Origin of the sequence: Streptomyces prunicolor NBRC 13075 (genome assembly GCF_000367365.1) — a bacterium.
In the GTDB taxonomy this organism is placed as follows: Bacteria; Actinomycetota; Actinomycetes; order Streptomycetales; family Streptomycetaceae; genus Streptomyces; species Streptomyces prunicolor.
This window is the reverse complement of the sequence record NZ_BARF01000059.1, coordinates 118,198-131,088: the sequence shown is the minus strand read 5'-3', so window position 1 is coordinate 131,088 and position 12,891 is coordinate 118,198. Positions and strand designations below refer to the sequence as shown.

The following is a 12,891-nucleotide window of genomic DNA, read 5'->3' as shown; positions in this document are numbered from 1 at the left end:
GGGACTCTCCTGTCAGGCGTACGTGGCCAGTTCGTCGGTGGACTGATCGGTGTATCCCTGGCTGACCTCCAGCACGATGCCGTCCGGGTCGGACACCCACACCGTCTTCCAGCCGGGGATGAACTCGTCGAAGGTCAACGGGCCGAGCAGCGGCTCCAGTTCGCCTCCGGCGGCGGCGAGGAACGCGTCCACGTCGTCGACCTGGAAGGCGAGATGGCGTGCCGTGCCGGGGTTGGCCGGGCCGTCCTTCGCCGTGGTGAACAGGGCGTCCGCGTCGGTCGCGAACAGCTCCAGATAGACCGGGCCGTTGCGCAGGAACACCACGCGGACCCCGTCGGCCTCCACCACCCGGGCCCGGGCGAACCCGAAGTGCCGGGTGTAGAAGTCCTCCGTGGCCTTCTGGTCACGGCAGTTGAGGCCGACGTGCGACCAGCGCAGGCCGGCCGGGGCAGCGGTCGTCATCGCCGTCACGTCCCGGTGACCGCGGCGAACGGCACGCTGTCGTGGAAGTTCGCGAAGTAGGTGATGAGGCCGCCGGTGACGCGGAAGTAGTTGCACACCTTGGCCTCGACGGTGATGCCGTCGTGGGTGCGGCCGGTGATGTCGGAGACCACCGCGGCCTGCTCGCCGTCCACGACCACGTGCCGGGGGACGTTGGCGAAGGAGGCGTACATCTCCGGGAAGCCCTTCATCATCTCCCGGAGGGTCTCGCGGCCCTCGACATGTCCGGCCAGCTGCTCGTCCATGGTCTGGTCGGCCGCGAACAGGTCGCACCAGGCGTCCCACTCGCCGGAGTTGGCCAGCCGGTAGTACGTGTCGACCACTTCTCGGGTGTCCATGCGCCCGTCCTTTCTGTGGCTGTTCCGGGGTACGGGATCGATCAGGGGAGCGGGACGCCGACCTGGCGCATCAGGCCCGCGGTGTCGGCCTGCACCCAGCGCTCGACGACCTTGCCGTCCTCAAGGCGGTAGACCTCAAGGCTGGTCCAGGAGACCTCCTTGCCGGTCGGCTCCTGGCCGAAGAACGGGGCGATGTGCTTGCCGTGGAAGGTGATGTGCATGATCACCTTGTCGGGCGAGGCGGGGTACAGCGCGTCGAGGCCCACGGAGAAGTCGAGCCCGTCGTACGCGCCCTGGATGATCCCCTTCAGCTCTTCCAGGCTCTCGCAGCTCCACGCCGGGTTGTTGTCGTGGAACGTCGGCCCGAACAGGTCGTCGAGGTCGTCCAGGCGGCGCTGGTTGACGGCGTCGCTGACCTGCTGGACGACGGCCAGGTTCAGGGCGTCGGAGGAGATCTGCTCGCGCAGGCCGAGCATGTCGTCCTGCGCCCAGCGCTCCACGAACAGGCCGTCCTGGACCCGCCAGATCTCGGTGGTGGACCACTCCACCTTGCGGCCCGTGGCCGGGAGGCCGAGCAGCGGTGCGAGATGTGTGCCGGTCAGTTTGACCCGGGTCAGGACCCGGTCCTCGCCGAGCGCCGACAGCTCCTCCAACTCGCCCTTCAGATCAAGGGAGTTGTACGCCCCGCGCAGCGCCTCCAGGTAGGAGTCGAGGCCGGTGATGTCGAACCCGGGGTGGTGGTCGGTGAAGTCGGCGGAGATGACCCGGGGGATCTCCGCCAGGTCGCCGGAGTTGAACGCGTCGAGGAAGCGCCGGTACAGCGCCAGGTTCTCCTGCTGGGACTGGTCGAGGTCGGACATGCTGCATCCCCTAGCTCAAGTGGACGTCGGACAGGGACGGTTGGGAGAGAGACGGCACGGACTCCGAAGGAGCGGACCGGGACGGGACGGCGGCCTCGCGGACGAACGCCGCCGCACGCTCGCCGATCATGACGCTGGGCGCGTGCGTGTTGCCCGCGGTGATCGACGGCATGACCGACGCGTCCGCGATCCGGAGCCCCGCGATGCCGTGCACGCGCAGCTCCGGGTCCGTGACGGCGTCCGCGCCCGTGCCCATCCGGCAGGTGGCGGCCGGGTGCCACAGGGTGGTCGCGTTCGCGGCGACGTACCCGCGCAGCTCCTCGGGCCCGGTGATGTCCTTTCCGGGGCCCAACTCGTCGCCGCGGAACGGGTCGAAGGCCCGGGTGGCCGCCAACTCGCGGGCCAGTCGCACCCCGTGCACGAGGACGTCGAGGTCGGCCGTGGAGGTGAGGTAGCCGGCGCTGACGACGGCGTTGGACCGGGGGTCGGCGTCGCGCAGCCGTATCCGGCCCCGGCTCTGCGGGCGCAGCGCGATCGGCGCGAAGGTGAAGCCGGGCCCCTCCCACTGGTCGGCGGGGGCGTCGGCCGGCAGGAACTTGATGGGACCGAACGTGAACTGCAGGTCGGGGGAGTCCTCCGGGCCCGCCTCGCGGGTGTGGGTGAACAGCCCGGCCTCGGACAGCAGTGCCCCGTCCGGGTGCTCCTGGAGCGACTGGTAGCAGATCGGCGCGAACAGGTGGTCCTGGAGTCCGGCACCGACGCCCGGCAGATCCTGGACGCAGCGGATGCCGTGCTCCCGCAGGTGCGCGGCCGGGCCGATCCCGGACAGCATGAGCAGCTTCGGCGTCTCGAACGCCCCGGCGGACACGACGACTTCACCCTCGGCGCGCAACTGACGCCGTTCGCCGTCCCGGACGTACTCGATGCCCGTGACCCGCGTCCCGTCCAGCAGCAGCCGGGTGACCAGGGTGTCGGTGAGCACGGTCAGGTTGGAACGGTCCAAGGCCGGGCGCAGATAGGCGTCGGCGGTGCTGCACCGGTGGCCCGCGTCGTCGCGGAACGTCTGGTATAGGAAGCCGAAGCCCTCCTGCCGGGCGCCGTTGTAGTCACCGTCGGTGTCCGTGGCGTAGCCGAGTTCACCGGCACCTTCCACGAACGCCCGGGCGATCGGGGCGGGTCGGTCGAGCTGCCGGACCCGGACGGGACCGCCCGCGCCGCGGAACGCGTCGGCGCCGCCCGAGTAGTCCTCGGCCCGGCGGAAGAACGGCAGGACGTCGTCGTAGGACCAGCCGGTGGCGCCCTCGGCGACCCAGCGGGTGTAGTCGTGGCGGCTGCCGCGCACCCACATCAGGGCGTTGACGGAACTGCACCCGCCGACGACCTTGCCACGGGCCACGGGGACACGGCGGCCCTCCATGCCCGCCTCGGGCTCGGTGACGTAGCCCCAGTCGATCTCGCTCCGCCACTCGGCGGTGAGCAGCGAGAGGACCGAGGCCGCGTCGGCCCGGTGGATCTCGGGGCGCTCGTCCCAGCCGCCCGCCTCCAGCAGGACCACGCTCACGGACGGGTCCTCGCTCAGCCGGGCCGCGACCGCACAGCCGGCCGAGCCGGCGCCCACCACGATGTAATCGGCCCCTGAGGGCACCGACTTCGACGGCATGTCAGCCTCCAAAGGTGACGGGGATCAGATGGCGGCCGGCTCGCCGACCCGGTAGTCGACGATCAGCGGACGGGCACCCGGCGTGGAACGTTCCAACTGCCACTTCTGGTTGATCCGGAAGGACGAGACGGTGCCGTCCGCTGTCGACTTGGCGGTCCACACCACCGTGACGTCGACGTCGATACGGGTGCCGTCCTCGTGGGAGGTGACCTCCTCGACGGTGTGGCTCTGGTCGGTGTAGGCCCCGCCGACAGCCGTGTACCAGTCGAGGAAGTCCGCGTGGCCGTACAGGGTCCGCTCCGGGAAGGCCATCACCAGGCCCTTGTCGGCGACGAGGGGCAGCAGCTCCTCGACCGGCGCGTGCTCGCTCAGCAGGTCGTACCAGCGCTGCACGAACGCGGCGATCTCCCGGTCGGAGCCGGTCTGTTCGCTCGGCATGAAAGTCTCCGCTCATCGGGGTTCCGCTCCCGGGGTCCGGAAGCGACACACGACCGATGACCCCACAACCGCGCCCGCCCCGGCCGCTCGCGCACGGGGACCGGCCGCACTGTGCGAAGTCGCCGCGAGAGCTGCGGCAACTCCCGGCGGACGCACCCGAGTTCACCGGTCGAAGATCGATGGCCAGGACATGCCGTAGTGCGTTCGGCCACTTGAGGATGTGCCGCGACCCGGGCCCCGCCGCCGACCGGCGCGAACTCCACGGACGTACACAGGAATCCGCCAGTCGGCACCGTCCCGCCGAACGGGAGGAACCCCATGAGCAAGCGCATTCTGGTCGTCCTGTCCGAATACGGTTACTGGGGTGAGGAGTTGATCGGCCCCCTGGAGACCTTCGACCAGGCCGGCTACCACCTCACCTTCGCCACCGCGACCGGCAAGCGCCCGCACGCGCTGCCGCCGAGCATGGACCCCGAGTACGTCGACCCGCCGCTCGGCCGGTCCGTCACCACGCCCGAGATCGCGGACAAGGTGCGGAAGGTCGAGGCCTCGGACCGGCTCGACAACCCCCTCGACCTGTCGTCCTGGCTGCCCGACCGGCCGTACCGGTCCAAGCCGTACTTCCTGCGCGACTGGGAGGCCTACAACACCCGCCTGGAGCAGGTGCGTTCACAGATCGCCGACCGCTACGACGCGCTGCTGATCGTCGGCGGCAGCGGACCGATCGTCGACCTCGCCAACAACTGGCGCGTCCACGACCTGATCCTCGCCTTCCACGCACTGGACCGGCCGATCGCCGCCGAGTGCTACGGCGTCGCCTGCCTCGCCTTCGCCCGCGACCAGGAGACCCGGGTCTCCCTCATCCGCGGCAAGCACGTCACCGGCCACTGCATCGAGTACGACTACAAGGACGGCACCGGCTTCCTCGGCACCGACTTCGTGATGGGGCCGCCCCCGTACCCGCTGGAGTACATCCTGCGCGACGCCACCGCACCCGGCGGCGCGTACCACGGGAACTTCGGCAAGACGACCTCCGTCATCGTCGACTACCCGTTCATCACGGGCCGTTCGACGCCCGACTCCTACCTGACCGGACAGAAGACCGTCGAGGTCCTCGAAGAGGGCCTGCGGCAGTGGGGGTTCACGGCGACCGCCTGAGGCCGTCCGACGCCCTTTGCTCCGACGAGAGGTGAGCACACGATGGACAGCAGGCCCGCGCGGATCGCGCTGCTCGAACAACTGCAGGCCGAAGGGGTCCGGTTCATGTTCGGCAACCCCGGCACGGTCGAGCAGGGGTTCCTCGACGAACTGCGCTCCTTCCCCTCGATCCAGTACATCCTGGCCCTCCAGGAGTGCACGGCCGTCGGCATGGCGGACGGCTACGCACGCGCCACCCGCACCCCGGCGGTCCTGCAACTCCACTCCGGCGTCGGGCTCGGCAACGGCATCGGCATGCTTTACCAGGCGATGCGCGGCCACGCCCCGATCGTCACCCTGGTCGGCGAGTCCGGGCTGCGCTACGACAGCATGGACGCGCAGATGGCCGCCGACCTGGTCGGCATGGCCAGGCCGGTGACCAAGTGGGCCACCCGCGTGGTCGATCCCGACTCCACGCTGCGGGTGCTGCGCCGCGCCTTCAAGGTCGCCGCGACCCCGCCATACGGTCCGGTGCTGGTCGTGCTGCCCGCCGACGTGATGGACCACGAGACCGCCGAACCGGTGGCGCCCGTGTCCTACCCGGAGACCCGCAGCCTGCCGACCCCGGACACCGTGGCGAAGGCCGCGGCGCTGCTCGCCGACGCCCGCAAACCGCTCGTCATCGCCGGTGACGGTGTCCACTTCGCGGGCGCCCAGGCCGAGTTGGGGCGGCTGGCCGAGGTGTGGGGCGCCGACGTGTACGGCGCGGACTGGGCCGAGGTCAACCTCTCCGTCGAACACCCCGCCTACGCGGGGCAGTTGGGCCACATGTTCGGCGAGCAGAGCCGGAAGATCACCGGCGGGGCCGACGGTGTCCTCATCGTGGGCACCTACGCGCTGCCCGAGGTGTACCCGGCGCTCGACGGCGTCTTCGGGGCGGGCGTCCCGGTCGTGCACATCGACCTGGACTCCGGCGCGATCGCCAAGAACCACCCCGTCGACCTCGGCATCGTCGCCGACCCGAAGGCCACCCTGCGTCTCCTCGCGGACGCGCTGGGCCGGGAGATGGGCCTCGGGCGGCGGACCGCGGCGGTCGAGCGGCTGCGCCGGCACGCCGCGCAGCGCTCGGCCGCCCTCGCCAAGGCGGACGAGCGGGCCGAGGCCGCCGCCGAGGCCGCGGAACTGCCCACCATCGCCCTCGCCAAGGAGTTCGCCCGCCGGCTGCCGGCGGACGCGATCCTCTTCGACGAGGCCCTGACGGCGTCCCCGGCGCTCTTCCGCCGGCTCGCGCCGACCGTGCCGGGTCAGTGGATGCAGACCCGCGGCGGCTCCCTCGGCGTCGGCATCCCCGGCGCGCTGGGCGCCCAACTCGCCCACCCCGACCGCACGGTGGTCGGCTTCACCGGCGACGGCGGCAGCATGTACACCTTCCAGGCGCTGTGGACGGCGGCCCGCTACGGCCTCCCCACCAAGTTCGTCATCTGCAACAACGGCAGCTACAAGCTCCTCGAGGACAACATCGAGGAGTACTGGCGGGACCAGCACATCCCCGCCCACGAACAGCCCGAGATCTTCGACCTGAGCAGCCCGGCCGTCGACTTCGTCTCCCTCGCCGGATCGCTCGGCGTGGCCGCCGTACGGGTCGAGAAGCCCGGGCAGGCGGAGGAGGCGGTCGCGCAGGCGCTCGCGCACCGCGGGCCGTTCCTCATCGACCTGGTCACCGCGAAGGGGAAGGGGTAGCCGCCGTGCGACTGTCCGGTCACAAGATCGCCGTCCTGATGGAGAGCGACTTCTACGAGCCCGAGATCCTCTACTACCGCTACCGCTTCCCCGAGGAGGGAGCCGAGATCCACTTCCTGTCCCGGCTGTGGGGCAACGAGCAGATGACCTTCCAGGGCCATGAGCACCGCATGCCCTTCGAGGTCACCGAGTCCTTCGAGGACCTCGACGAGTTCGCGCTGAAGGAGTACTCCGCGGTCATCGTCCCCTCCGGGATGGTCGCCGACCGGCTGCGCTTCACCGAGGACCCCCAACTGCTCCCGCCCGCCAGCCAGTTCCTGCGCCGCGCGTTCGCCGACCCGGCGATCCTCAAGGGCATCATCTGCCACGGCATGTGGCTCGCCGCACCCGTGCAGGGACTGATGCAGGGCAGGCGCGCGGTGGTCCACAACAACCTGCTGGGCGACCTGCGGAACATGGGCGGCGAGTACGTCGACCAGGACGTCGTCATCCACGACGACCTGGTCACCGGCCGCACCGGCAACCACTGCCACCTCTTCGCACGGACCATCATCGACCTGCTCGCAGCCCGGACGCCGGCCCCGACCGGGCTGCGCTGACGGGATCCGAGCGGGGAGGAGTCGACCATGACACCGGTGACCGGGCGCATCCCCGTCCTCGACGTCCAACCACGCGTGCGGGACGGGGAGTTGCCCGCCAAGGCTGTGACGGGAGAACACCTCGACATCACGGCCACCGTCTTCCGCGAGGGCCACGGCGCCGTCGCCGCGGACGTCGTCCTGCACGACCCCGCGGGGCGGCCCGCCCACCGGGTCCCGATGACCCTCGTCGACGAGGACGCCGACCGCTGGCAGGCCACCGTGGTCCCCGACACGGAGGGTCCCTGGACCTTCCGCGTCGAGGCCTGGGCCGACCCGCTGGAGAGCTGGCGGCACGACGCCACGCTCAAGATCGAGGCTGACGTCGACACCGAACTCACCCTGGCCGAGGGCGCGTTGCTGCACGAACGGGCCGCACTCGGCATCACCTCATCGGACCGCCGGGAGGCGGTCTCCGCGGCCGTGGCCGCGCTCCGCGACACCCTGGGCCCCCCTCCGGCCCGGCTGTCCGCCGTCACCACCCCCCGGGTGACGGCCGCCCTGGGGCGCTACGCGCTGCGTGACCTCGTCACCGCCTCCCGGCCCCTGCCGCTGCGCGTCGAACGACGGCGCGCCCTCGTCGGCTCCTGGTACGAACTGTTCCCGCGCTCGGAGGGAGCGGTGGTCCAGGCGGGCAGCCGCCCGACCGGCGGCACGCTGCGGAGTGCCGCCGAGCGGCTGCCCGCCGTCGCCGCGATGGGCTTCGACGTCGTCTACCTCCCACCCGTCCACCCCATCGGCACCACCCACCGCAAGGGCGCGAACAACACGCTCCACGCGGGCCCCGACGACGTCGGCTCGCCCTGGGCGATCGGTTCCCGGCACGGCGGCCACGACGCGATCCACCCCGACCTCGGCACCGAGGACGACTTCCGCCACTTCGTGGCCACAGCACGGGAGTTGGGCCTCGAAGTCGCCCTGGACCTCGCCCTCCAGTGCTCACCGGACCACCCCTGGCTCACCGAGCACCCCGAGTGGTTCCACCACCGCGCCGACGGCTCCATTGCCTACGCCGAGAACCCGCCGAAGACGTACGAGGACATCCACCAACTCGACTTCGACGGCGACCCGGAGGGCCTGTACGCCGAGGCGCTGCGGATCGTGCGGCACTGGATGGACCTGGGTGTGCGGATCTTCCGGGTGGACAACCCGCACACCAAACCGGTGCAGTTCTGGGAGTGGTTGATCGCGGAGCTGAACGCCACCGACCCCGATGTGCTGTTCCTGGCCGAGGCGTTCACCCGGCGGGCGATGGTGCACGCGCTGGCGCAGGCCGGCTTCCAGCAGTCGTACACCTACTTCACCTGGAAGAACACCAAGGAGGAGCTGACCGCCTACCTGCCCGAACTCGCCCAGGACAGCGCGGACTTCATGCGCCCCAACCTGTTCGTGAACACCCCCGACATCCTGCACGCCTACCTCCAGCACGGCGGCAGACCCGCCTTCGAGGTCCGCGCCGTGCTCGCCGCGACCGCCGCGCCGAGCTGGGGCGTCTACGCCGGCTACGAACTCTGCGAGAACACCCCGCTGGCGGAGGGCACCGAGGACTACCTCGCCTCGGAGAAGTACCAACTCAGGCCCCGGGACTGGGCACTTGCGGAGGCGGAGGGCCGCACCATCACCCCGCTGATCACCCATCTCAACCGGCTCCGCCGACTGCACCCGGCCCTCCAGGAGTTGCGCAACCTGCGCCTCCAGAGCACGGACAACGACCAGATCCTCGCGTACACCAAACACGTCGAACTGCCGGACGGCGGGGCCGACTTGGTGCTCGTGATCGTCAACCTCGACCCGCACCACGCCCACGAGGCCACCGTCACCTGCGACCCGACCGCCCTGGGCCTATCTGCCGACGGCACGCTCAAGCTGCGCGACGAACTCACCGGGGAGACCTACGCCTGGGGCGAGTCCACCTACGTACGCCTCGACCCGGCCCACCAGGTCGCGCACATGCTCACACCCGCGGAGGGATCATGAGCGACGGCATCCTCGAACCCCTGCTCCCGGCCCTCGGACCTTGGCTGGAGGGACGCCGCTGGTTCGACTCCCGCTTCATCGGGGCCCGCCTCGAAACCCGCGCGGCCTCCGCGCTCGGCGACGAACCGCCCCTGCTGCTGCACGCCGTGGTCGCGGCCCACCGCCCCGACGGACAGGTCCTGCACTACCAACTCCTCCTCGGCCTACGGCCCGAGCTCCCCGCCCGCCTCGAACCCGCCGCGATCACCACCGTCCCGGCCGGCCCCTGGCAGGGCTGGCGGGTCTATGACGCCCTCGCCGACGGCGCCCTCCTCGGACTGCTGCTGCGGACGCTCGCGGGTGGCGGCGCGGGCCCCGGTCCTCGTCTCGAACGCACCGGCCGTTATCCGCTCCCCGTCGGCCTCGTGCCCCACCCGCTCGACGGCGAGATGAGCAACACGGCGGTGGCGTACGGCGGCCAGATCCTCCTCAAGATCTTCCGCCGCCCCGAACCCGGCCCGCACACCGAGGTCGAGGCCCTGCACGCCCTCACCCGGGAGCACTGCGCCCGCACCCCCCGCCTCTACGGCGCCCTGCACAGCGACGCCCCCGGCGCCGAGGGCCTGGTGCTCGGCCTCGTCGAGGAGTTCCTGCCCGATGCCCGGGACGGCTGGGAGGAGGCGGTACGGCACGCGAGCGACTGCATGGACGACGCGCGCCGCGGCGTACCGACGAGCGGCGGATTCACCCCGCACGCCCGCAGCCTGGGCCGGGCCGTCGCCGAGGTGCACGGCGCGCTGGACAAGGCGTTCGGCCGCAACCGGCTCACCGCGCAGGACGTGGCGGAGGAGGCGGCGGGGATGAACATGCGGCTCAAGGAAGCCGCCGAGGAGGTACCGGCGCTGGCCCGCTACACCACCCGGATCGGCGCGCTCTTCGACGACTACGCCCGGGTCGCCGGGCGCGGCAACCCCGTCTTCGCCCAGCGCACCCACGGCGATCTGCACCTGGGGCAGGCGTTGCGCGCGGCCGACGGCTGGCGGATCGTCGACTTCGAGGGCGAACCGGCCCGCTCCGCCGCCGAACGCGCCCTGCCGCAGCCGGTGTTGCGGGATGTCGCCGGCATGCTGCGCTCCTTCGACTACGCGGCCCGCACCGGCCTCGCCACCCTGGAGTCCGCCGATCCCGAGGGCGGCTCGCCCGCGCGGCGGCTGCGTCGGCGACGGCGGGCGTCCGCGTGGGCGGTGCGCAACCGGCGTGCGTTCATCGAGGGTTACGCGGCGGCCGGGCGGGAGGACCCGAACTGCCGGCCCGTGGTGCTGCGCGCCTTCGAGGCGGACAAGGCCGTATACGAGGCGGTGTACGAGTCCCGGCTCCGCCCGGACCGGCTGCCGATCCCGCTCGCGGCCGTGCACCGCTTGGCGAACACCTCCCGCTGACCGCGTGCCGAATTCCCCTTCGCCTACCGGGAATTGAACACGCGGGCCGAAGAGGGGAATTCCGTCGGAGCGCACGGCGAGAATTCCGGCGGCGGAAAGGGAACGGAATTCGGGTGGCCTCCGGGCGACGACCGGTTCCGTCGTCGGCACCCGTCGAACGGAGACATGACGAACCCCCCGGCCCGGACACCCGTCCAGGCGGGGGGTTCGCGGGGCTCGGATCCAGCCGGAAACGGAACCGGGTCGGCTGCCCCATCGGGCCGTTCGACGTCGAATGGTCCATGCCTTTACCAGGCACGACGGCCAATGGTCCATGCCATTACGCGGTGCCGCTCGCGAGCCGAACTCCACTTGGACGGTGGGGAACTCGGGCGGATTCGGGAATACGGCCGGGAGCTCAGGAACGGTGGTGCTCGGTGAAGATCTGGCTGGGGTCGCGGTGCGGTGCCATGCCGGCCGCGGACAGGGCCCGGTCGTACGCCTTGAGGGCCTCCGCCGTGTTGCCCTGCCGCTTCCACAGGTCGCCCAGGTAACGCCAGTTGAGGGCCACCTGGTGGGAGGGGCGGAACTGGCGCAACTGCCGGGTGGCGGCCTGGAGATACTGCGCGGCCTGGTCGAAGTTGCCGCGCATCAGCTGGATCTCGGCGAGCGTTCCCCGGGCGCCGACCGCCTGGATGCGGGACTCGGTGCCGGTCAGCCCGAGAGCGCGCTCGGCGTGCGCCGCGGCCTCGTCCCACTGCCCGAGCATCGCGTCCGCGTCGGCGAGACCGATCTCGCACTGGGCCAGCTCCGGTGCGTTGCCCACCTCGGCCAGGAGCTGCTGCGCCTCCTCCAACAGCTGCTTGCCGCGCGCAGGTTCGGGCTCGTCGACCTGGAGGAGGAGTGAGCCGTAGTTCATCTTGAGCATGGCGAGGTGGCGCAGGTTGTCGTCCTCGGACATGAGCGCGAGCGCCCGCTCCACCAGGGCCATGGCCTCGTTCAGCTGGCCGCGGGAGCGGGCCACCAGCCCCGCGTTCCAGTACACGGCACCCCGCGCGGCCCGGGCGCCCTGCTTCTCGGCGGCGTCGAGCAGCTTGCCGCCCATCAGCTGGGCCCGGGTCAGGTCACCGCGCATGTGGTACGACGCCATGAGCGTGGCGCCGAGCTGGACGTGGTCGACCGTCACGTCCAGGCCGAGGGCGTCCAGCCGGGACATGGCGCGCTCGCCGATCTCGATGCTGAGCGTGATGTCGCCGGCGTCGCGGTAGCAGCGGCACAGGGCGACCGCCGTCTGGCACCACTCGGTGGAACCCGGGGCCAGGTCGGGGTCGCGGTAGAGCTCTTCCAGGACCGCGATGGCGGCCTCGGTGCGGTCGAGCTTCTCCAGCGCGGAGGCCTGGCCCATGCGGGCGCGCCGGGTCATGGAGACGTCCAGGAGGCTGGGCCTGGTCAGCAGTTCGCTGAGGGTTTGCAGTGCCTCGCCGTTGCTGCCGTTGCGCAAAGCCATCTCGCCGAAGGCCAGCCGCAGCCGTGCCTCTTCCAGCTCGTGGTCGTCCCGGCCGCTGCGCAGGTACTCCGCGGAACAGCCGAGGCGCTCCGCGAGCGCGGCCAGCACGGATTCCGAGGGGGCGCGCTTGCCGGATTCGATCAAGGAGATGTAGCTCGCCGATATCTCGCTGGACGCCAGATCCTGCTGCTTGAGGCCACGTTTGCCGCGCAGCAGCCGGATGCGCTCGCCCAGCCCTGTCGTCGTCGTGTTTTCGAGGGGGTCCATGTGGGCTCCTTGGAGGTGGCTATGACCACCGGGATGACAGATCAACGTTACCAGTAAGTCGCCGACGATCCAATGGAGTTGGCATGATCGATTCGCTGGCGCGAAGTGGTCTGGGCTGGCATTTTTTGAATTGACACCAATTCAGATTTCATATGGGTAAGGGCATTCCACTTTTCGAGATCGTCTTTTGCTAGATTAGTACTTGACTGATTGAGTAAGTTCTTGTTGACTCATCTTGTCAACGCGTCATCCGTAAATGCTCGGAGAGGAGATTTTCATGAGCATCAAAGTATTCACGCTCATAGCAATCGTCGTCTTCGTCGGTGGACTTGTGACGAGCGGACTCTGGTTGAACGGATCGGGTGCCACCACCCATCCCCTGCGCGAAGGCATCGCACAGTCCAGCGGTGCGAGCGGTGCCTGCTGCTGAG

At 70.6% G+C, this 12,891-nt stretch carries 12 protein-coding genes; 6 read left to right on the top strand and 6 right to left on the bottom strand.

Annotated elements, in window-relative coordinates:
- Window positions 1-12: 12 nt before the first annotated feature.
- The 5 genes from SPR02S_RS26735 to SPR02S_RS26715 are packed head-to-tail and all read right to left on the bottom strand — an operon-like array spanning window position 13 to window position 3,797.
- Window positions 13-462: a VOC family protein gene (locus SPR02S_RS26735; protein ID WP_019060081.1), complete on the bottom strand. Its 450-nt coding sequence runs from the start codon at window positions 460-462 to the stop codon at window positions 13-15.
- A 5-nt stretch (window positions 463-467) separates the two neighbouring features.
- Window positions 468-839, bottom strand: a complete 372-nt coding sequence (locus SPR02S_RS56430) for a nuclear transport factor 2 family protein (protein ID WP_019060080.1) — start codon at window positions 837-839, stop codon at window positions 468-470.
- Window positions 840-880: 41 nt separating this feature from the next.
- Window positions 881-1,699, bottom strand: coding sequence for an ester cyclase (locus SPR02S_RS26725; RefSeq protein ID WP_019060079.1), 819 nt, complete (start codon window positions 1,697-1,699; stop codon window positions 881-883).
- Window positions 1,700-1,709: 10 nt separating this feature from the next.
- A complete protein-coding gene (locus SPR02S_RS26720; protein WP_019060078.1) occupies window positions 1,710-3,359 on the bottom strand; it encodes a GMC family oxidoreductase in 1,650 nt (549 codons plus the stop codon).
- Between the two features lie 24 nt (window positions 3,360-3,383).
- The gene (locus SPR02S_RS26715) at window positions 3,384-3,797 is read right to left on the bottom strand and encodes a nuclear transport factor 2 family protein (protein ID WP_019060077.1); all 414 of its coding nucleotides are present in this window, start codon (window positions 3,795-3,797) and stop codon (window positions 3,384-3,386) included.
- A 318-nt stretch (window positions 3,798-4,115) separates the two neighbouring features.
- On the opposite strand from SPR02S_RS26715, the gene SPR02S_RS26710 reads away from it, so the two are divergent.
- Genes SPR02S_RS26710 through SPR02S_RS26690 form a run of 5 tightly spaced genes read left to right on the top strand, consistent with a single transcriptional unit; the run spans window position 4,116 to window position 10,707 of the window.
- On the top strand, window positions 4,116-4,955 hold the full coding sequence (locus tag SPR02S_RS26710) for a type 1 glutamine amidotransferase domain-containing protein (protein WP_019060076.1): 840 nt from the start codon (window positions 4,116-4,118) through the stop codon (window positions 4,953-4,955).
- Window positions 4,956-4,997: 42 nt separating this feature from the next.
- A complete protein-coding gene (locus SPR02S_RS26705) occupies window positions 4,998-6,674 on the top strand; it encodes a thiamine pyrophosphate-binding protein (protein WP_019060075.1) in 1,677 nt (558 codons plus the stop codon).
- Window positions 6,675-6,679: 5 nt separating this feature from the next.
- Window positions 6,680-7,273: a DJ-1/PfpI family protein gene (locus SPR02S_RS26700; RefSeq protein WP_019060074.1), complete on the top strand. Its 594-nt coding sequence runs from the start codon at window positions 6,680-6,682 to the stop codon at window positions 7,271-7,273.
- 27 nt (window positions 7,274-7,300) lie between these two features.
- Window positions 7,301-9,289, top strand: a complete 1,989-nt coding sequence (locus SPR02S_RS26695; RefSeq protein WP_019060073.1) for an alpha-1,4-glucan--maltose-1-phosphate maltosyltransferase — start codon at window positions 7,301-7,303, stop codon at window positions 9,287-9,289.
- Window positions 9,286-10,707 (top strand): maltokinase N-terminal cap-like domain-containing protein, encoded by a 1,422-nt coding sequence (locus SPR02S_RS26690; protein ID WP_019060072.1) that lies wholly within the window; start codon window positions 9,286-9,288, stop codon window positions 10,705-10,707. Before SPR02S_RS26695 ends, SPR02S_RS26690 begins: the two co-directional genes overlap by 4 nt.
- 397 nt (window positions 10,708-11,104) lie before the next feature.
- Here SPR02S_RS26690 and SPR02S_RS26685 read toward each other — a convergent pair whose 3' ends face one another.
- Window positions 11,105-12,460 (bottom strand): helix-turn-helix domain-containing protein, encoded by a 1,356-nt coding sequence (locus tag SPR02S_RS26685; RefSeq protein WP_019060071.1) that lies wholly within the window; start codon window positions 12,458-12,460, stop codon window positions 11,105-11,107.
- A 277-nt stretch (window positions 12,461-12,737) separates the two neighbouring features.
- Between SPR02S_RS26685 and SPR02S_RS63270 the strand changes: the two genes are divergently transcribed.
- Entirely contained in the window at window positions 12,738-12,890 is a 153-nt protein-coding gene (locus SPR02S_RS63270) for a hypothetical protein (RefSeq protein WP_158697264.1), read from the top strand.
- The last annotated feature ends 1 nt before the right edge of the window (window position 12,891 follow it).